The sequence below is a fragment of the uncultured Succinivibrio sp. genome, from assembly GCF_902756765.1.
Lineage (GTDB): Bacteria > Pseudomonadota > Gammaproteobacteria > Enterobacterales > Succinivibrionaceae > Succinivibrio.
Genome location: NZ_CACVSS010000027.1, coordinates 1 through 20428 on the forward strand (window position 1 = coordinate 1; position 20428 = coordinate 20428).

Annotated in this window: 17 protein-coding genes and 2 pseudogenes; 4 read left to right on the forward strand and 15 right to left on the reverse strand. The window is 38.9% G+C overall.

The annotated features are described in order from the left end of the window. Positions 1-722 (reverse strand): annotated as a pseudogene (locus QZU45_RS05520) (hypothetical protein); the annotation flags it as partial. A gap of 219 nt (positions 723-941) precedes the next feature. Here QZU45_RS05520 and QZU45_RS05525 point away from each other — a divergent pair. Further along, positions 942-3206: a 6-hydroxymethylpterin diphosphokinase MptE-like protein gene (locus tag QZU45_RS05525; protein WP_295352646.1), complete on the forward strand. Its 2265-nt coding sequence runs from the start codon at positions 942-944 to the stop codon at positions 3204-3206. 66 nt (positions 3207-3272) lie between these two features. Here the strand turns inward: QZU45_RS05525 and QZU45_RS12490 are convergent, their stop codons facing one another. The 7 genes and pseudogenes from QZU45_RS12490 to iscB all read right to left on the reverse strand — a co-directional run bounded on the left by QZU45_RS12490 (position 3273) and on the right by iscB (position 10818). Beyond that, on the reverse strand, positions 3273-3464 hold the full coding sequence (locus QZU45_RS12490) for a Fic family protein (protein ID WP_366925483.1): 192 nt from the start codon (positions 3462-3464) through the stop codon (positions 3273-3275). Between the two features lie 63 nt (positions 3465-3527). Further along, positions 3528-3674, reverse strand: a pseudogene (locus QZU45_RS12495) (ATP-binding protein); the annotation flags it as partial. Between the two features lie 18 nt (positions 3675-3692). Further along, a complete protein-coding gene (locus QZU45_RS05535) occupies positions 3693-4724 on the reverse strand; it encodes an RNA-binding domain-containing protein (RefSeq protein WP_295352649.1) in 1032 nt (343 codons plus the stop codon). A 406-nt stretch (positions 4725-5130) separates the two neighbouring features. Further along, positions 5131-7725: an ATP-dependent chaperone ClpB gene (gene clpB / locus QZU45_RS05540; protein WP_074841827.1), complete on the reverse strand. Its 2595-nt coding sequence runs from the start codon at positions 7723-7725 to the stop codon at positions 5131-5133. Positions 7726-7823: 98 nt separating this feature from the next. Then, the gene (pgeF, locus tag QZU45_RS05545; protein ID WP_295352652.1) at positions 7824-8603 is read right to left on the reverse strand and encodes a peptidoglycan editing factor PgeF; all 780 of its coding nucleotides are present in this window, start codon (positions 8601-8603) and stop codon (positions 7824-7826) included. After that, positions 8587-9561, reverse strand: coding sequence for a 23S rRNA pseudouridine(1911/1915/1917) synthase RluD (gene rluD / locus QZU45_RS05550; RefSeq protein ID WP_295352655.1), 975 nt, complete (start codon positions 9559-9561; stop codon positions 8587-8589). Before rluD ends, pgeF begins: the two co-directional genes overlap by 17 nt. 33 nt (positions 9562-9594) lie before the next feature. Continuing rightward, positions 9595-10818, reverse strand: coding sequence for an RNA-guided endonuclease IscB (gene iscB, locus QZU45_RS05555; RefSeq protein WP_295352659.1), 1224 nt, complete (start codon positions 10816-10818; stop codon positions 9595-9597). Positions 10819-11216: 398 nt separating this feature from the next. On the opposite strand from iscB, the gene QZU45_RS05560 reads away from it, so the two are divergent. From QZU45_RS05560 to QZU45_RS05570, 3 genes are all read left to right on the forward strand, one after another. Beyond that, positions 11217-11966 (forward strand): outer membrane protein assembly factor BamD, encoded by a 750-nt coding sequence (locus QZU45_RS05560; protein WP_294998269.1) that lies wholly within the window; start codon positions 11217-11219, stop codon positions 11964-11966. 37 nt (positions 11967-12003) lie between these two features. Continuing rightward, positions 12004-12720: a pseudouridine synthase gene (locus QZU45_RS05565; protein ID WP_295352668.1), complete on the forward strand. Its 717-nt coding sequence runs from the start codon at positions 12004-12006 to the stop codon at positions 12718-12720. A gap of 339 nt (positions 12721-13059) precedes the next feature. Next, positions 13060-13593: a deaminase gene (locus QZU45_RS05570; RefSeq protein ID WP_295352670.1), complete on the forward strand. Its 534-nt coding sequence runs from the start codon at positions 13060-13062 to the stop codon at positions 13591-13593. On the opposite strand, the gene djlA is transcribed toward QZU45_RS05570, so the two are convergent. The 7 genes from djlA to lysS are packed head-to-tail and all read right to left on the reverse strand — an operon-like array spanning position 13594 to position 20406. Then, on the reverse strand, positions 13594-14502 hold the full coding sequence (gene djlA, locus QZU45_RS05575) for a co-chaperone DjlA (protein ID WP_295352672.1): 909 nt from the start codon (positions 14500-14502) through the stop codon (positions 13594-13596). Positions 14503-14533: 31 nt separating this feature from the next. Then, positions 14534-15586, reverse strand: coding sequence for a DnaJ domain-containing protein (locus QZU45_RS05580; RefSeq protein WP_295352675.1), 1053 nt, complete (start codon positions 15584-15586; stop codon positions 14534-14536). Positions 15587-15599: 13 nt separating this feature from the next. Continuing rightward, positions 15600-16280, reverse strand: a complete 681-nt coding sequence (gene murU / locus QZU45_RS05585) for an N-acetylmuramate alpha-1-phosphate uridylyltransferase MurU (protein ID WP_295352677.1) — start codon at positions 16278-16280, stop codon at positions 15600-15602. Beyond that, positions 16280-17254: a phosphotransferase gene (locus QZU45_RS05590; RefSeq protein ID WP_295352678.1), complete on the reverse strand. Its 975-nt coding sequence runs from the start codon at positions 17252-17254 to the stop codon at positions 16280-16282. Before QZU45_RS05590 ends, murU begins: the two co-directional genes overlap by 1 nt. Continuing rightward, on the reverse strand, positions 17247-17978 hold the full coding sequence (gene trmB / locus QZU45_RS05595; RefSeq protein ID WP_295352680.1) for a tRNA (guanosine(46)-N7)-methyltransferase TrmB: 732 nt from the start codon (positions 17976-17978) through the stop codon (positions 17247-17249). Before trmB ends, QZU45_RS05590 begins: the two co-directional genes overlap by 8 nt. 3 nt (positions 17979-17981) lie before the next feature. Continuing rightward, positions 17982-18860 carry a 4-hydroxy-tetrahydrodipicolinate synthase gene (gene dapA / locus QZU45_RS05600; protein WP_074841232.1) on the reverse strand — a complete coding sequence of 293 codons (879 nt, stop codon included), beginning with the start codon at positions 18858-18860 and terminating at the stop codon, positions 17982-17984. Positions 18861-18885: 25 nt separating this feature from the next. Further along, positions 18886-20406 (reverse strand): lysine--tRNA ligase, encoded by a 1521-nt coding sequence (gene lysS / locus QZU45_RS05605; RefSeq protein WP_295352683.1) that lies wholly within the window; start codon positions 20404-20406, stop codon positions 18886-18888. Positions 20407-20428 lie beyond the last annotated feature (22 nt).

Below are 20428 nucleotides of genomic sequence, written 5' to 3' on the forward strand. Positions count from 1 at the left end.
GATAAAAACAGACCAGATTTTTTATAGGAAGCCTCAATATCTAAGAACAGCTGATCAAGGGCAACGCCAATAATAAAATGTATGCGATGATCACTTTCATGCAGGTATTCAAGAAGATTACACCAGTCAAAGGCAAACATTGAGGCGTAGAACAGATCTGGATCAGGTTCAACCAGTACCAGGTTCCCAATTTCCACCTGTTCATACAGTCTTGCTAGATGATATCCAAGCCCGACACCGATCATTAGACAGTTTGGAAAAGATTTAACATCCTTAATCAAAAGCTCTTTATTTCGAGGAAGAGAGTTCTCAATTTCTACTGCATGATTACTGTATTTAAAATGAATTTGTCCATAAGGGTCAAATTCCAGCTGATATTTAGTCTGCTGTACCTTTGCTGTGGCAAGGAAATTATCCATCTCCTCCTGACAGTAGGCAATCGGATCTTCAGTTTTATAGAAGAACTCATTCTCTTTAGTAAAAATAAGGTTAGGAATACCGTTCTGAGTACAGAAGAACTCAAAACTTTTAACAGGAGTATATTTATCAAATCTTTTGGCTATATCAGGATAATACTTTTTAAAAGTCTCAAGATTATGGCAGAAACGCTCTTCAAGGAACTGATACATCTGAGACTGGATTTCCTTTAGTTCTTCAAGATTCTGAGCGGATAATTCCTGATTATTTAGAGAATCAATTTCATCTTTTGTATTAGTCTGCATAAATCCCAAGCCTATTTATTTATAAAAAACTGACAGCAATTCAGAAAGATAGTGGTTATTTATCTTTATTATCTAGTTTACAAGAACCGGTCTTCACAAACTCAAATGTAGATTTGATTTTTCTTATTCAATTTTGGAGTACGGTCTACAACGCAAAAAAAGAATAAATGCTATGATACTAGAAGCTAATAACTATCTCAATTTTAAAGAAAATTTTAAATGACAGAAAAAATAAACAATCCTTTTGTACATAAGGATACTGAATTAGAGCAACTTGAAAAAAAATATGCGGATATCTTTGTAGAAAGTCTGAAAGATCTGCATGAAATAACCGAGCTTCAGGTGGTAATGAAGCAGGATCTGGTTTACCGTTTTCAAAGAAATATAGAAGCCTTCAGGAAATATATTCCAGAGGTTGCAAAGCAGTTTGAGAACTATAAGCCCAAAACCAGAATGGATTTTTTCTGTCTGAAAAATGAGATACCGAATCTGATTTTTACTGACAATAACGACATACTGTATAAAACCGATAATCCTTTTGAATTATCAAAAAATCAGATTGATAAAATCATAAACAATACCAGGATCTCCCAGCTAAGATACCTGACCGAATATGATCCTTACGGGCAGTTGCATTTTAAATACAACAACCGTCTGATTGAAATTGAACAATCCAAAATAAGAGAGCAGAACATAACGCCAAAGCAGATTGCATCTCTGCCAAACTGTGTCATGCTGGGTATAGGTCTAGGCTATCCTTTAGCTGATCTCTACAATCAGGTGGAAATCGCCAATCTGATCATAGTTGAACCAAATCTTGATATATTCTATGCCTCACTTCAGGCTTTTGAATGGGCTCCATTTCTGGATTATATCTTTGAAAACAAGCTTGGCATTCATCTGATGCTGGGACAGAACTCAGATCAGTTCTTTCTTGATCTGGAGAAGTTCTATAACCGTCACGGAAGATTTCTCTCAGGAACCTGGCTTGGCTTCACCCATTATTCAAATAAGAAGGTTAGAGAGTTTGTCGCCCTATTTGGCAAACACTACAGATCAATAAATGCCGCCATGGGCTTTACAGATGATCATCTCTTCGGAGCTTCTCATGGCTGCTACGCAATTTTAAATCATAAGAACTTTGTTCTGAATACTCCATTAAAAGAGTCTTATAAGAAGCTACCGGTATTTATCATCGGTTCAGGGCCTTCCCTTGATCATGATATTCCTTTCATACGCAAGTATCAGGATAAAGCTATCATTATTGCCTGTGGAACAGCTATTGATGCCCTATATCACGCAGGAATCAAACCTGATTTCTACGCCAATACAGAAAGAACACCGCAGATAAAGCAGGCTTTAAGCACAATTCCGGACAAGCATTTCTTAGATGACATCGTGCTCTTAACAGGAGATGTCTGCCATCCATATACTTTAAATGAATTTAAGCATACTGCTATCTTCGGCAAACCTGATGAGCCTTTATATCCATATCTTGCCATGAATTTTCCTGAGTACAGAAAGGTTCAGTATCTGCAGCTTATGAATCCGCTTGTAGGAAATATGGGGCTATCAGGTGCAATATTTTTAGGTTTTGAAAATCTCTACCTGTTTGGACTTGATAACGGTAAGAAATTAGGAAGTAACACCATGCACTCTGAATATACAACCCTCTACAAAGAGAGAGGCGTTGGTGATACTGGCGGCAACTATACCATCACAAAAACAGTTCCTGCTAATTTCGGAGGCAAATGTGAAACAGGATATCTGTTTGATATGTCTCGTCGAAACATGGATTTTCTACTGCAGATGGAGAAACTAAACAGAAAAAAACTTGTCTGCCATAACTGCTCAGATGGAGCCTTACTCGAGCAGGCTGCACCGGTTCACAGTGATGAATTATGCGTTACATTTGAGAAACTTCCTGATATCGACAAAAAAGCATTTTTCTCCTATATCACAAAAGAAAAAACTGCAAAGATAAATCTTTCTGAAGAACAGCTCACAAAGGCTTTCGATAAGGAAATATTCACACAGACCTGCAATAAATTAAAGGAAATCATCCAGAATAAACCTGATAACCGAGTTGAATACATAAAGAACATGGAGACGGTATCAGAGGTTCTATACTATCTGAAAACAGCTCCTTCTACCTATTTTTACGGAGCAGCATTAGAAGGATCTATTCAGACTTTCTTCATGCAGATAGCAAGAATGCTATATCACAGCAAAGATGAAAAAGCATGTATTGATCTTGCCAATCAGGGTATGGATGTTATAGGCGACTTCCTTGATGAAGTGCCAGACTTATTCAGTCATATGCCTTTTATATACCTAGGAGAACATCAGCAAATCTACAAGAATGGAAAAGTCGGTGTGGATATGCCTCACTGCAAAGCTCCTGACCTACCCAAAATGCATATTCTTGTAAAAGATGACGGTTATGAAGATCCTCTAGCAAAATTTGTTAAAAAGTATGAATAGATTGCGGTCCAATTTTAGGTATAACATTGTTTATGCTTGAACAAAATTTGGTTATATAGGCTAGATCTAATTTGATACTGCCACATACTTTTGTTTATTACTCTTTGGTTTTTCAGGATTAGTCATACGCAACAGCCCTTTTTCCAAAAGGGGTTTAACAATATAATTCATGGTATAAGTCTGAGATTTTCCTGTTAAAGTAATAATCTCTGCTCTTGAACGAGGTGTATAGCAGAAATCGAGGACCGCTTTTGCCATTTCTTTGCTATTTTTTATTGTAATTTCTGGAGTAATTGTTTCTCCATTTCTGAAAGTTACAGAAAATAAACCTCGTGACACTTTAAATATAGGCTCAGGTAAGCCAGAATTTTTTAATTCTTTTCTGATGGTAGGAATACCTGAATATCTATTCTCTGTGACAGAGAGAAGTTCCATAATATTTGCCAGAGCAGGATTGCGTGTTTCAGGTCTACCTCTTCCAAGTTGTTAAACTGCACCGCCGCCATACAAACCGCCTTTACTTTTTATCATCAATCGATCTTTGTACATTTCAATACAGATAGGAGTATTTTCAGTAAAAACGCTATAGTCACGGTGAATTAACGCATTAAGAATTGCTTCTCTAACCGCTATAATAGGATATTCTGTTTTATCAGATCGTTTTCCTAAAGAATCAATTATAGTCTTCACTCTCATGTTTTTTCTGACAAAATCAACAGCACCATCTAACAGGTCAGGAATAGAGCCAGTTATCCTTTTATTGTCAATAAATCGTGAGCCATCATCGTCAGTATCACCCATTTCTGTTCCTGGTACACAAACAGCCGTGATACATAATTGAGGGAAATAAGCTTGAGGATATATTGAAAAAGACATAACTCCTGCAAGAGTAAGCTCTCCATTGGAGGTAATTCCCATAAGCTCAAGAAGATCATTATCGGAAACATTGTTTGCTAAATTTATTCTTAAATGTTTTACATTATTAAGGTAGAGATTAAGACGATCTTGCTGTATTAGTTTAGGATTGGCGTTTTTTACAGTTCTCAACTCATCATCTATTCTTCTTCTGAATGCTTCATAACTGTAGACTTCGTATTCACTCATTGGTTCATCTGCGTCACCTACCCTAATATAAGCGCCCTTAAGTCTTCCAGCCCCCTTATAGAAAACTGGTCGTAAATGATACTCAACCGGAGGAATTTCTGCCGATAGAACAAATTTACCGTCAACTTCCGTGCTTGTTATAACAGCTCGTATAATTGGTTCCATTTGTTCACAAGCTTCAGAAATTTTTTTCTGAGCATCTTCAAGATCGTAAACACCTACAGCTTCATAATTGTTATCCTCAGAGAGCCCAAATATAATCACGCCGCCTTGGTCCTGATTGGAAAATGCAGAAATAGTATCGTATATTCTTTTTGGAAAACCATTGTTAGAACTTTTAAGTTCAACTGTCTGAAATTCGGTCTTTCTCTTTTGAATTTTTTCAATAAGTTCTTTTAATTCAGTTTCTAGCATAAAAACCTCTTTATCATTCAGATGATAATCAAATTTAATTGTTAATAACGCTTTATTAACAATAATAGTATTTTTTAGAAAGTTCCGTGTAATTTTAATAAGTAAAATATAAGTTTAATAAGTAAATTATAAGATTTAATAAGAAAAGATACAAGTTTAAAAGTTTTTTTATAAATGTTGATAAGAAAGAAATTAACTCTAACAAGTAAAAAGAGTTCTGACAAGGAAGTCGAGTTTACAGATAGCAGAAAATGGTTAAAGACATATCAAGAAAAGCTTTAGACTGTTATGGCAATAACATACGAATAGAAAATTAAATAAAATGAACCTCGTCATCTGTTCAACTCTAATCTAAAAATTAGCAGACAAACAACGAGGTTATACTAAAGTTAATTTTAACTAAATATTAAGCCTGTTTTACAGCCTTACAGCTTAGTTTTCCATCCTTGTCAATCTCAAGATTCAATGCCTTGTTGGTAGGAATCTTGCCTGACAGCAGCAGCTTAGACAGAGGATCAGCAATCTCATTCTGAATTGCTCTACGTAGAGGTCTTGCACCAAATACAGGATCAAAACCAACCGTAGCCACTCTCTCGTAAATGCTGTCGCCAAGAGACAGCTCAAAGCCTGCATTCTTAAGTCTGTTGGACAGAGTCTCAAGCTGAATCTTAGCAATACTCTTAATGTGTTCATGGGTAAGAGGGTGGAATACCACAGTCTCATCTACACGGTTAAGGAATTCTGGCTTAAAATTCTGTTCAAGGATATTCAGCAGTTTTGCCTTTATAGCCTCATAATCACTCTTGCCACTTTCTTCCTGAATCATTGCTGAGCCTAGATTTGAGGTCATAATGATTACAGTATTTCTAAAATCAACAGTTCTTCCCTGACCGTCAGTCAGACGACCATCATCAAGTACCTGCAGAAGAATATTGAAGACGTCAGGATGAGCCTTTTCTATTTCATCCAGCAGAATCACTGAATATGGTCTGCGACGCACAGCCTCAGTCAGATAACCGCCCTGCTCGTAACCGACATATCCTGGAGGCGCACCAACAAGTCTAGATACAGTGTGCTTTTCCATAAACTCTGACATATCAATACGAACCATAGCCTTTTCCGTATCAAACAGGAACTCGGCTAAAGCCTTACACAGCTCAGTCTTACCCACACCGGTTGGACCTAGGAACATAAAGGAGCCAATTGGTCGGTTAGGATCGGAGAGTCCTGCTCTACTACGTCTGATGGCATTGGCTATAGCTTCAACTGCCTCACTCTGACCAATCACACGCTTATGCAGAGAATCTTCCATTCTCAGTAACTTTGAGCGTTCACCTTCAAGCATCTTTGATACAGGAATTCCGGTTGCCTTGGAAACCACCTCAGCAATCTCAGCATCTGTAACCTTATTGCGAACCAGCTGAGTATCGGAACCATTTCCTGAAGCTTCATTAATCTGAGCTATCTGCTTTTCTAAAGTTGGGATAATTCCATACTGCAGCTCACTCATACGGTTAAGATCACTGTTTCTCTTGGCCACATCAAACTCATGACGGGCAGCATCCAGTTTAACCTTTAATTTCTGAGTTCCATCTAAAATCAGCTTATCGTGATTCCACATGTCGGTCAGCTTCTTGTACTCTTCATCCTTCTGTGCAATTTCTTCATCGATTGCAGCAAGACGCTTCTTACTTGCCTCATCCGTCTCTTTTGCAACTGTCTGACGTTCCATCTTCAGCTGAATCAGACGACGGTCCAGTTTATCCAGAGGCTCTGGTTTAGAGTCAATCTGCAGTCTTATACTTGCAGCCGCCTCATCAATAAGATCAATAGCCTTATCAGGAAGCTGTCTGTCAGATATATATCTGTTGGACAGAGTTGCAGCAGCTACAATTGCAGGATCAGTAATCTGGACGTGATGATGAATCTCATAACGCTCCTTTAAACCACGCAGAATAGCAATTGTGCTCTCCACAGAAGGCTCACCTACGAAAACCTTCTGGAAACGACGCTCTAAAGCAGCGTCCTTTTCAATGTACTGACGATACTCATCAAGAGTAGTAGCGCCCATACAGTGCAGATCACCACGAGCCAGAGCTGGCTTCAGCATATTACCAGCATCCATTGAGCCTTCGGATTTACCTGCGCCTACCATGGTATGCAGTTCGTCAATGAAAAGAATGATCTTTCCTTCTTCCTTGGCAAGATCATTTAAAACCGCCTTCAGACGCTCCTCAAATTCACCTCGATATTTAGCACCTGCAATCAGAGCACCTAAATCTAGAGATAAAACTCGCTTATTCTTAAGACCTTCCGGAACCTCTCCCTTTACAATACGCTGAGCTAAACCTTCAACAATGGCTGTTTTACCAACACCAGGCTCACCGATGAGAACAGGGTTATTCTTGGTTCTTCTCTGCAGTACCTGCATGGTACGGCGAATCTCATCATCTCTACCGATAACAGGATCGAGCTTGCCTTTCTCTGCGCGCTCAGTTAAATCAATACAGTATTTTTTTAATGCCCCGCGGGTGTTTTCAGCATTTTCATCGTTAACTTTCTTTCCGCCACGGATCTCCTTTAAGGCAGCATTCAGTTTTTCAGTTGTAAGATTGCAACGGGAGAAAATCTCCTTTAACTCGCTGTCACCTTCCAGAGCTGCCAGAACAAAAAGTTCTGAGGAAATATAGGAGTCACCTGCTTTCTGGGCAAGTTTGTCACATAAATTCAATAATCTTCCGGTCTGAGCAGATAACTGAATATCACCGCCAACACCAGATACTTTTGGAAGCTTTTCTAATGCCTTATCTACCAGTAATTTTAGAGCAGTAGGATCGGAACCTGCTAATGTCACCAAAGGTCTGATAGCACCATCTTCCTGTGCTAAAAGAGCAGACATTACATGAATTGGTTCGATAAACTGATTATCATGTCCTACAGCTAAAGATTGAGCATCAGCAAGCGCTTCTTGGAATTTAGCTGTAAATCTGTCTAAACGCATGATTGATACCTCATATTCATATATTCTTTCAGTTTACTTATCTTGTCTATATATGAATATGGGGGCTTATTACAATTTTTAAAGAGGAGATATAATTTTTAGTTGAGAGAGATTATCGATGCCATTCGGCCGGTAACATTTGCTCTGCGATAAGAATAAAACTTTTCACCTGTATAGGTATCCTCATCACTGAAAACAATATTGTTAACTCCACACTGAGTTAAGGCCTGAGAACACAGTAGAGGCAGAGAACAGAGGTATTTGCCGTTATTTCTGGAAACAAATGCTTCTTTTGCCTTGGGGAAAGTTTCAGAAAACTGCTCTAAAACTTCAGATCCAACCTCAAAGCTCTTTGGACCGATGCATGGACCAAGATAAGCATGGATATTTGCAAGAGAGCATCTTCTCATAAGAGTTACTGCATTCTTTACAATTCCTGCCTTAAGGCCTTTCCATCCACAGTGCACAGCTGCAATAACCTTTTTATCCTCACTTGCCATGAGTAAAGGCAGACAGTCCGCAGTAAGTACAGCCAAAGCAACATTTCTGTCATTGGTTACAATGCCGTCAGCATCAACACCTAGGGTAACAGCTTCTGTACCTCTGAGCATCGCCTTGGCACTCTGTGCATCCCTATAGTCACAAAGCACAACTTTGTTGGAATGAGTCTGATTCATCCAGACTATGCTTTTGTGAACAGCTTTCTCTAAAAGCTGACGATTCTTAAGAACATTCTGCTCATCATCACCGACGTGCAGACCAAGGTTAAAGCCCTGATAAGGGCCTTCACTTTTGCCACCATCTCTAACGGTATAACCAGCATAAATACCGTTTAAAAAATTCTCGACCTCAACAAGAGAACTACAGTTTTTCGCCATTTACTCTCTCATCCTCTCGCAGAAGTTCAATCAGTCTGTTAAAGTCATCAGGAATAGGAGCATCAAAAGAAAGAGGCTCACCGCTTATAGGATGAATAAATTCAATATGAGCTGCGTGAAGAGCCTGATGACGATAGTTTCTTAAAGCCTCAGATAGTTCCTCTGAAGCACCTTTCATAAGGCGAAGTCTCTTGATTCCATATGTACCATCACCTAACAGAGGATGGTCAATTGAAGCCATATGAACACGGATCTGATGTGTTCTACCTGTTTCAAGACGAAGTCTTAAAAGGGTATGTTCACGGAACTGCTCCATAACTCTGTAATGAGTTACCGCCTCTCGTCCCATACCGTCACATACAGTAGCCATTCTGGTACGATTGTGAGGATCACGGCTGATATCCTTATCTATAGTTCCACCAGCTGTAATAAGTCCCTCACAGATAGCCTCATACTCACGAACCACATCATGTTTACTGATTGCTCGAACCAGCTTGATCTGTGCATACTTTGACAAAGCAATCACCATCAGACCGGAGGTGTCCTTATCCAGACGATGGACAATACCGGCTCTGGCAAGCTGAGCAGTCTGGGGGAAATGATAAAGTATGGCATTCATGACAGTTCCATCCTTTACACCTGCTCCAGGATGAACAACCAGACCGACAGGCTTGTTTATGACAATCAGATCCTCATCCTGATATATGATATCCAGAGGAATATCCTGAGGTACCGCATCAAGATTCTCAGGCTCAGGAAGATCAACCTCAATTTCCTGTCCGGTACTTACCTTTACGCTAGGCTTTTTGGTTATGGTTCCGTCTACACTGACAAGACCGTTCTTGATGAATTCGCCTAAGGTACTTCTTGAATTGGTATCATCAAATGAGGCTAAGGCGGCATCCAGTCTTTTGCCGTGAAGCTCGTCAGTTACTATGTATTTAATTTTTTCAGCCATAAGCGCACCGATCTGTTATAAGATTGTATTGATTTAACATCTTTCTATTAACCAACTTTTACGAGTTTCAATTAATTGCAGTTTTTTATAACTTATCGAACCATTGATACGTTCACCGTATACGGTTCGAACATCAAACGATCCAGATTGTCTTCTTCCATATATAAATCCAACTTGTTCACCAACTTTAACCTTATCGAAAAGTCTGAAACCTTTTACCGTATACGGAGCTTGGTTCAGTCTTCTTCGAGCACCTTTTAATGTTGTGAACTTGTGAATCTGTCGATTATGACATCTTACTTTTTTAATCAGATAAACATCACTTGGTAAAGCTTGCGGTACACCGCAAATACACCGAGCATCAACATGATGATCTTTCTTTAAATAATATTTCTCTCTTAAGTGCTTGGTTATATAACCATAGGTACTCTTAACACATGGATATTTATTGAAAAGTTCTTTGAAAAAGAAATTTCGCATCAATCCCATGAATGTTTCAGCTTTAAAAGATTTACCTCTTTTAATGTCATCTAAAGAGATCAAACCTTTGTGAAATTTCGTGTGACACGAATTGCACAAAGTCACGAGATTGTTAGGAGCATCACCACCTATAATTCTTGATTCAAGATGGAGAACTCGCAAAATTTTGTCTTTAGACCTACCTTTGCAACATCTACAAGTACATCCATCTCTAGCTAAGACATAAGCTTTTACATTCTTGAATCCTAATTGATCACCTTGCTGATACTCAGCACCTTTGATATCAGGATTCTTGATTTTCTGAATATCAAAACTCGCAATTTCTACGACAATTTTACCTATAGGCAGAATTTCGTGAGCTTTTGCAACTAGTCCCAAATGAGATTCTACTTTTGCTCTGATAGATGGAGGAAGCCAACCTTTTTCAATACCTCGGTTTAGAAATCGAGCTTTGCGATATCTTGTCTTTTTATTTCTACGAGTACGTCTTGCCTCTTTTCTTGCAGACAAGAGCTTTACAATGTCAGTTCTGATTTTAGCTTTAGCTTCAAGGAGAACCTTTTTCTCAGTACATGCAGAAATACCAACATTTTCATATCCTGTGTCTACACCAAGTGTGATCGGTTGGGTAATGTTTGCACACTCATAACTAAGCTGAATGGTAAATGGACATCTTTTAACTACCTTTGCTTTATGTTCTTTGAGCAAACGTCTTACCATACCGTGCCGAGTAGTCGGCATGATTGGTACACCTTTGCAATTTAGAACATAAACCATATTTAATCCTTTAAAAAGGTGCAGTTTTTTGCTGTAAGCCAGATCCTGCAAAACTGTTAAATGCTACCTTCGTCAAAGTTATTGAAAGGTTTGTTGTCTACAACACTGTTTAAACGTGTAAACTGTTTAATCATAGACCTTAGAGGACAGAACTAGGTAGAACATCCTGACGTAACTATTTAGATTTTATCCATTCTTTCATAACGTAGCAAAGTTTACTTTTTAAAGTAGGCTGTGCTTAGACTAAGCTTTAGTTGAAGATTCATATCAATATCAATCTGCAACAGAGCTACGCTCACTATTAATAAATTGGATTAGATATTTACTAAGCAATAAGATAACATATACAATACTTAATTGTATCTAATTATTAAAAAGAAAACATGAGGCTGAATTTGATGTTTAAGAAGATTCTCATGCCATTTATGGTTGCAGCTGCTATTGCTGTTACAGGCTGTTCTTCAGACAAAGTTGAAAAAGATGCTGTTCCAGATTTATCTCAGGAAGCTCTACACGCAAAAGCCAGACAGATGGCAGCATCCGGTGATTATTCAAAGGCCAGAGATTATCTAGAGGCTCTTGATTCAAGATATCCTTTTGGTGAGCTTACCGATCAGGTTCAGCTGGATCTAATCTACGTTAACTACAAATCCCGTAAACCAGCAGAAACCACTGCTGCAATTGAAAGATTCCTGCGTTTAAATCCAAATTCACAGTACACTGACTATGTTCTGTACATGAAAGGTTTAAACGAAATGCAGAAACACGGTTCTTTAATTCAGGACTTCCTTGGCTTTGACCGTTCCCAGAAAGATCCTCAGAATTACTTTGACGGCTACAAGGCCTTTAAAGATCTGATTGACAGATATCCTGATTCTCCTTATGCAGCCGATGCTTACCATCGTCTTGTCTACATCAAGACTCAGCTTGCAAAAAGAGAGTGGGCTATTGCAAGTTACTACCAGGATAGAGGAGCTCTGGTTTCCGCAATCCGACACTGTCAGGCAATCATCTATACCTACTATGACACTGAGTACTGCGAGAAAGCCTATAAGCTGATGGCAGAAGACTTTAAGAAACTAGGTCTGCAGCTTCCTGCAACCAACGCAGAGAAAGTTATTGCAGCTTCAACCTTCGAGAAGAAGTAATCTTCCTTTCATATATGCATGAGTGTATCTAGCACTCATGCTTTCAGGATCACTCTTGGAAAATTTTAAATACAATCCTCCTAAAGAACCTTTTCTTGATATCCTTTTCCATGACGAACATATTATGGTCGTCAACAAACCCTCAGGTCTACTAAGCGTACCAGGACGCCTTGCAGAAAATCACGACAGTATTATCTCAAGAATACAGACGATGCATCCTGATGCCATGGCTGTACACAGACTTGATATGGATACCTCGGGTATTATGGTGGTTGGCCTGACAAAAGAGGCAATTTCTAATCTTGGTAAACAGTTCAATCAGAAAACTGTAACCAAAAGATATGTTGCTCTGGTTGACGGAATAATTCCTGATGAAGGTGAAGTCAATCTGCCCTTACGCTGTGATATTGAAAACAGACCATTGCAGATCGTTGATTTTGAACAGGGAAAAGAGAGCAGAACTCTATACTGCAGGTTAGACAACAGCTTCATAAGTAACGATTATAACCGCCCACATATAAGTTCAGTAAAGCTCATACCTGTTACCGGTAGATCTCATCAGCTAAGAGTACACATGGCTCAGACTGGACATGCTATTCTCGGTGACCGTTTCTATGCTTCTGATGAAGTGATGAACAGAACCGATAGATTATGTCTACATGCTTTTTACCTAAATTTCTCCCATCCTATTTCTGGCAATAAACTTGAATTTACGAGTAAACCTGAATTTCTTAAGACTCTTCCTGAGATTTAATAGCAGAAATACCATTATTGTCTTTAGCCTATGGATATTTTAAATCAAAGAAAAAGATAAAGACGAACATCCTATGACAGGACATATTTCAAAAAAGCTGTCCTTGGTCTGATTTTTTCAGTCTAAAACATAAAATCTTCAAAGCAGGGAATTCCTCGAAATATGTATTACCTTATCCTAGTTTAAATATTTTCATATCTGGAAGATACATTAACAAAAATCTGAGTCCTTACAAAAATTCATAACCAGAAAATCTGTTTTGTGAAATACCCTAAAAAAGAAATTTTCTAATTTATTTATCCTATAAGTGAGGACAGACATTTTTAGGGAATCTCTTCTATGCCTTGCACTTCCAATTATGAAATATCAGATGCAGAAATAGCAAAAGCACAATCCATTCTCAGAAAAATCCACGATAAAACAAAACTCGGAATTGATAATGGGAAAGGACCTTTTTATGCCGAACTTTACGATGAGCATTACAATTTCGTAGTGGGGGCATCAAACAGCGTGATTGAAGATCAGTGCGCACTTAATCATGCTGAAATAAATACTCTGCGCTTAGCCTTTGAAAAATATAAGAACTATAATCTTGCTCATTACAAGCTCACGCTTTTTGTAAACGCAGAACCCTGCATTATGTGTCTTGGAGCCATAATGTGGTCAGGAGTAAACAGGATAATATTCAGTGTACCTTCGTCGGAAGTTGAGAAAATAACAGGCTTTGACGAAGGCTTCAAACCAGACTGGTTTGATGAGATGAAGAAACGAAACATTAAAGTATGCGGTGGAATTGATGAAGAATATGGAAAAAAAATTCTTCAATATTACGTAGATATCGGAAAGACCGTCTACAAACCGACACACGAATAACTACATTCCACGCTCTTTTTTGATGAGATCAAATGCTGCCTGAATGTCCTTGGCCTTTTCTGTATAAAGCTTAATCATTTCAGGTGTCAGGCCCTGTGAAGCAAGTCTATCCGGATGATACTTCAGCATCAGACGCTTATGTGCCTTTTTAACTTCATCATCAGAAGCAGAAGCCTCAACTCCTAGAATCTGATAAGCAGCCTCCAGTTTAGATGAAGAAGAGCCAGAACTTCCTGAGTAGCTGTCGTTATATTCATAAGAACGCTCTGAACCCGAGTTATTGTAACCTGAGCTGCCTCTTTCATAACGAGATCTGAAGTAATCATTAAACTGCTGTTCAAAGTGCATTTCATTGTATCTTGAGCGAATGTACTGCTCCATTGATTCACGGGATGCACCAAGTTTCACAGCAATATCCATAAGACGATGGTATTCTTCGTCCTCCAAAACGCCATCAGACAAAGCCAGCTGAACCTGGATTTCCAGTATAAAGTTAACAAAACTGAAATTATTACCAATAAGGGATTTAATCTCCGAAATTGTGTCATTCAGATTAAAATCATCACTCTTTCCTGAATTAAAAGACTCAATTGCAATCTTGCGCATCTGAGGATTCAGGCTCATCACATTCATAATCTGAGAGGCTTTTTCAATATGATTCTCGTTTACTCTGCCGGCGCCTCTGGCAACATATCCCATAAGAGCAAAGGTAACCTTAACCAGTGCCTCGTTATAGTTAGCATTAGATGTAAAAGCTCGAACAGCCTCATCATTCTGCTGTTTTTTTATATTGGCAGGCCTATCAAAGAAATAATAGCCAAGGATCATGAATAGAATTGCCCCCGGGATATTTAAAAAGATAAGACCAAGAATGAAGCCTATAACACGGCCTTTATAACTAGTATTCATATTTTCTCTTAATCATGACTCTCAAATATAATCAGATAACTTCACTATAGAGTTTCTTCAGATAATCAAATGCTGCCTGAATTGCCTTTGCCTTATCTGTATAAATGGCAACCATATCCTCAGAAAGTCCCTGAGAAGCCAAACGGTCAGGATGATATTTAAGCATAAGTTTTTTATAAGCCTTTTTAATATCATCAAAGGTGGCAGAAACATCAAGCTGTAAAATATCCAGAGCCTCAGAAGTTTTCTCTGCTCCTGTATGATTATAGGAAGAACTTGAACTCTTTTTGGATTTTTTCTTGCCAGAAGAACTGTTTTTGGATTCAAAAGAGGATACCGAGGTACTATCTGATAGATTCTCCTGAGACTGTTTTTCAAATTCACGTGCAAATCGGGCTTCTGCACCGTTAGATTTGAATAATCTCTTCAATGCAGCCATCGATGAGCCCATAGCCTTACCAATAGCTACAAGACGGTCTTTAGCATCATAATGAATATTGTCATCAACAGTTGCAATGATAAGTGCATAGGTTAGAACATAATTTATATAATCACGGTTCTTTCCTATGTAGAGAAGATAATTCTCCACAAACTCATCTACATTAAACTCTGGATCTAGAGCGTAATTAAACGCCTCTACCGCAAGACGTCTTTCCTCTTTTGAGGCCTTGAAATAGGTAATAACATCCTCGGCATTCTGAATATACTCAGTAAGATCTTCCTGATTGGCAAGGATATAGCCAGCTACAGTATAAATATTCTCGTAAAGAGAGGCTTTATTTTCTCTGTTCTTTTTCTGTACTGCCTTAATCTTCTTCTCAACCTTTTTCTCTTCTTTAATACGAGCTTCTTCCAGAGCCTTTTCTTCCTGTTCTTTCTGAAGACGTCTTTGTGTCAGGATTTTTTCTACAGCTTCTTTATACTTAGGTCGGTCATAAAGGAAAAAAGCAACTAGAGGAGTAATAATAGCAGGAAGAATATGAGAACAGATAACTGCCAGTACAATACCTAAGACAATACCAATAATACTGCCCTTATAGCTAAATTTAATTCCAGCTTCTCTACCCTTTTCACTTAATGACATGATTATTTTATCTTTAGATGATATTGTGAGATTTTATATAAGTATTTACATTGTTAAGACGTTCTATGGTTCCAACATCAAACCAGCTTCCTTTCAGAAGTTCACCTTTCAGTTCTCTGTTTTGAGCAAGTTTTTCAAAGATTGGTAGCAGAGGTCTTTTTTCTATAGGATACCCCTCAAAAACAGCCGAAGAATAGACAGCAACACCGGAGAAAGTGAACTGAGGACCTCTTGAACAAAGTTTACTTTGTGGATCTAAAGAGAAATCACCATGAGAATTATGCTCTGGATTTTCAACAAGATAAATTCTTGCCCTCTCCCCTTTTTTCAGTGGATGAATAAACTGAGAATAATCTGCATCAATGAAGGTATCGCCATTTACAACCAGAAAGCTCTCTCCTTTGAAGAAAGGAAGAGCCTTGATTATGCCTCCGGCGGTTTCCAGTCCAGTTGGACCTTCCACAGAATGGGTGATACTAACACCAAAGTCAGCACCGTCTTTTAGGAAAGAAACAATTTTTTCTGAGAGGTGTGCGGAATTAACAATGATTTGGGTGATTCCAGCTTTTTTCAGCTTGAGGATATGCCACAGAAGTAGTTCCTTGTCGCCAACCTTCACCATTGGCTTAGGAATGGTATCAGTAATCGGTCTTAGTCTTTCACCGCGACCTGCCGCCAGAATCATAGCTCTCATCAGAAATTTCCTACCACATATTTTTTAATAATATTAGATAGTTTACTAAAATGAGGGTCGTTTTTGCACTCATCTAAAACGTAATTTATGACACGAGGTAAATCTTTTAGATATCCGTTTTTTCCATCTCGAATAGAAAGTCTGCAGAAAATGCCTAATACCTTAATGTGTCTCTGAAGAGAAGTTATATTTAAAAGACGTTTAAACTCCTCTTCTGACATATTCTTAAGAATATTTAGCTCAACATATCTGCTGTAGGCTCTATCTATACACTTACTAACAAGCTCTTTATCCAGAACAACGTAACAGTCATAAATCAGAGAAGCAAGATCGTAGGTTATTGGTCCTTTGACCATATCCTGAAAATCAATAACAGCAAGATCCTTTTCACTGACCATCAGGTTACGGCTATGAAAATCTCTGTGCATTGCAACGTAAGGAAGAAGCTTCAGGCTTTTACAGATATAGTCATAAGCATCTTTAAGAACCTGTTTTTCCTCAGCAGAAAGAGTAATTCCAAGTCGTTTTTCAAGCATCCAGGTCTCAAATAGGGACAGCTCAAAATTTATGAATTCATCATCAAATAATGGAAGATCCAGTTTTAATCCGGTTCTGGCAATGGGGGCTAAAAGGTCTATGGCCTTAAGATATAAAGACTCAGAGGCTGCTCCGACTGCTACCTGAGCAAAAGTAGTATTGCCGAGATCCTCCAGGAGCATAAAACCTTTCTCAAGATCATATGCCAGAATCTTTGGAACCTTTACTTTTTCAGAGGCAAGAGCCTTATCTATTGAAATGAACTCTTTATTTTTTTGAGTTTCTGGAGGAGCATCGACTGCAATTAAGTCTTTTCCTGAAACTCTGAAATATCTTCTGAAACTTGCATCGCCATTTAAAGGCAAAAGCATTATTTCATCTTCTAAAATAATGCTTTTTACAAATGCAGTTAATTGATCTTGTCTTGAATCAGTCACGAACAAATACCAAATCCCACACTCCATGACCCAGTCTCTGACCGCGTTGTTCAAATTTGGTTAAAGGACGCCATGAAGGACGAGGAATATATGTACCATCCGCTGAAGTATTGGTGAAGCCATCTGCTCTACTTAGAACATCCAGCATCTGAACTGCGTAATCTTCCCAGTCTGTTGCCATACGGAACTGACCACCTGATTTAAACAGAGGAGCAACCAGTTTTACAAAATCATCATTGATAAGTCTGCGCTTAACATGACGTTTCTTCGGCCAAGGATCAGGGAAAAAGATCTGAAGAATATCTACACTCTGAGGTTTCAGACATTTTTTCAGAACCTCAAAGGCATCAAACTTTATCACCTTAACATTGGTAAGCTTTTCCTGTTCAATCAGTTTCAGTGCAGAACCAACCCCTGGAGGATGAACTTCTATTCCTAGAAAATTATACTGTGGAGCTTCTTTTGCCATCTGTACAAAAGAAACTCCCATACCAAAACCAATTTCTACAACTAAAGGAGCACTGCGACCGAAAATAGCATCGATATCAAGAGGCTTTAAATCCTCAACATCGACCATATATTTTGGACCGAGTTCCTCAATTGCTCGAATCTGACCTTCTGTCATTCTACCAGCGCGAACAACAAAAGACTTGATTCTAAAATCTTTTTTCTTTTCAGAAGACTCTGCTGACGGAGTCTCCTGAACATCTTTATTATCTGTCATTAATTAAATAAGCTCTAACTTCTGCATCTGAGTCTTTATTTCTTCTCTCAGACTCTGACTAATTGGAAGAATTGGCAGACGAGATTCTTCAGAACATAGACCTAACAGTGAAGCACCGTATTTAGCAGGAGCAGGGCTAGGCTCTTTAAACATCAGCTTATGCAGTGTCATAAGTTTCAGATGCTCATCAGCAGCCTCTTCCCACTTTTTCTCCAGAGTCAGGTTCTGAACCTTTGCAACTAGGGCAGGAGCAACGTTGGCAGTTACAGAAATAACACCAACACCACCTGCAACATTAAAGTTGACAGCAGTTGAATCTTCACCTGACAGCCAGATAAATGGTTTGTCAATAAGATTTCTCTCAATCCATGGTCTCTCAAGATTGCCAGTAGCATCCTTGATACCAATAATACGCTCAAGTTTAGCAAGTTTGGCTACAAGCTCTGAAGAGATATTTACAACAGTACGGCCAGGTACGTTGTAAAGGAAGATTGGCAGATCAGTATTGTCATGAACCATCTTGAAATGGGCATACAGTCCTTCCTGATTAGGACGGTTGTAATAACCAGCATTATGCAAAAGACAATCTGCTCCAGCATCTTTAGCAGCATTAGATAATGCAATGGCCTCAACAGGGTTGTTTGAACCAGCACCAGCCATAACCTGAATACGTCCCTTTGCATAGTCAACTACTGCCTTTATCGCCTCAACATGTTCATCAAATGATAATGTTGGGCATTCACCGGTAGTTCCTGTTACAACAATGCAGGTGGTTCCATTTTTAACATGAAACTCAACCAGACGTTCTAATGCCTCAAAATCAATCTTTCCATTTTTGAATGGAGTAATTAAAGCTACCATTGAGCCTTGATACTTTTGCATGGTCTTCACCTTCCGAAGAAAAATCCTAATTGCGTCTTAATGTTGGGAATAGGATTACATCACGAATGGTGTGGCAGTTGGTGAACAGCATAACAGTTCTGTCAATACCAATACCTTCACCTGCAGTTGGAGCTAAACCGTACTGCATTGCGGTAATGTAATCGTCGTCGTAATACATAGCCTCATCGTCACCGGCATTCTTTGCTTCTGCCTGCTGACGGAAACGTCCAGCCTGATCATCAGGATCATTTAACTCTGAGAATCCATTACCGATTTCACGACCACCGATAAAGAACTCGAAACGATCAGTAAACTCCTCATCACCATCTGTTCTGCGGGCTAGAGGTGATACAACAGCAGGATAGCTGGTAATAAAGGTTGGCTGCTGCAGATTAGCTTCAACTAGCTCGTCAAACAGAGCAGTAATAAAGTGACCTAAAGTCCAGCCCTTCATAATCTCGATGTGGTGCTTCTTGCAAAGCTCACGTGCCTTGTCTTCATCCTCAAGATCAGCCATGGTGATGCCATTACCATACTTAACAATAGATTCTTTCATGGTCAGACGATCAAATGGCTTTGAGAAATCAATATCCAGACCAGGCTCGCCTTCCTTACCATAGTGAATCTTGGTGGTTCCCAGAACCTCTAATGACATCTTCTTGTAAAGATCCTCTGTAAAATCAATCAGATCTTTATAATCATGATATGCCATATAGAATTCCATCATGGTGAATTCTGGGTTGTGGCGAACGTCAATACCTTCATTTCTGAAGTTACGGTTAATCTCGTATACACGTTCAAAGCCACCTACAACCAGTCTCTTCAGATAAAGTTCTGGAGCAATACGCAGATACATATCCATATCCAGAGCATTGTGATGGGTAATGAATGGCTTGGCATTTGCACCGCCAGGAATTACGTGCATCATTGGAGTTTCAACTTCCATGAACATATGCTCGTTCATGTACTTACGAATGAAAGAAACAACCTTGGTACGAATCTCGAAAGTACGACGTGATTCAGGATTTGCAATCAGATCAACATAACGCTGACGGCAACGGGCTTCCTGATCAGTAAGACCATGGAACTTCTCTGGCAGAGGACGAAGGGCCTTAACCAGCAGACGAAGTGCGCTAACATGAAGAGACAGCTCACCAGTCTTGGTCTTGAAAGCATAACCGGTAACACCGATAATATCGCCTAAATCAAGCTTCTTGAATACGTCCTGATAAACACCTTCAGGAAGATTGTCTCTTGCAACATAAATCTGAATTCTACCGCCCATATCCTGAATGGTGGCAAAACTAGCCTTACCCATGATACGGCGAGTCATAACTCTACCGGCAATGGTATAAGTATTCTGTTCTTTCTCCAGAACTTCATTGTCTTTATCTGCACATGCTTTGATGATATCTGATGAGAATGCGTCTCTACGGAAATCATTTGGGTATGCCTGACCTTTTTCACGAAGAGCATTCAGCTTATCTCTACGATCCTGCATTACGTTGTTTAAAGACTCTGCAGAGCCAATGTTTTCTTGTGCCATTTTCACTTTCCTAAATTTCTAA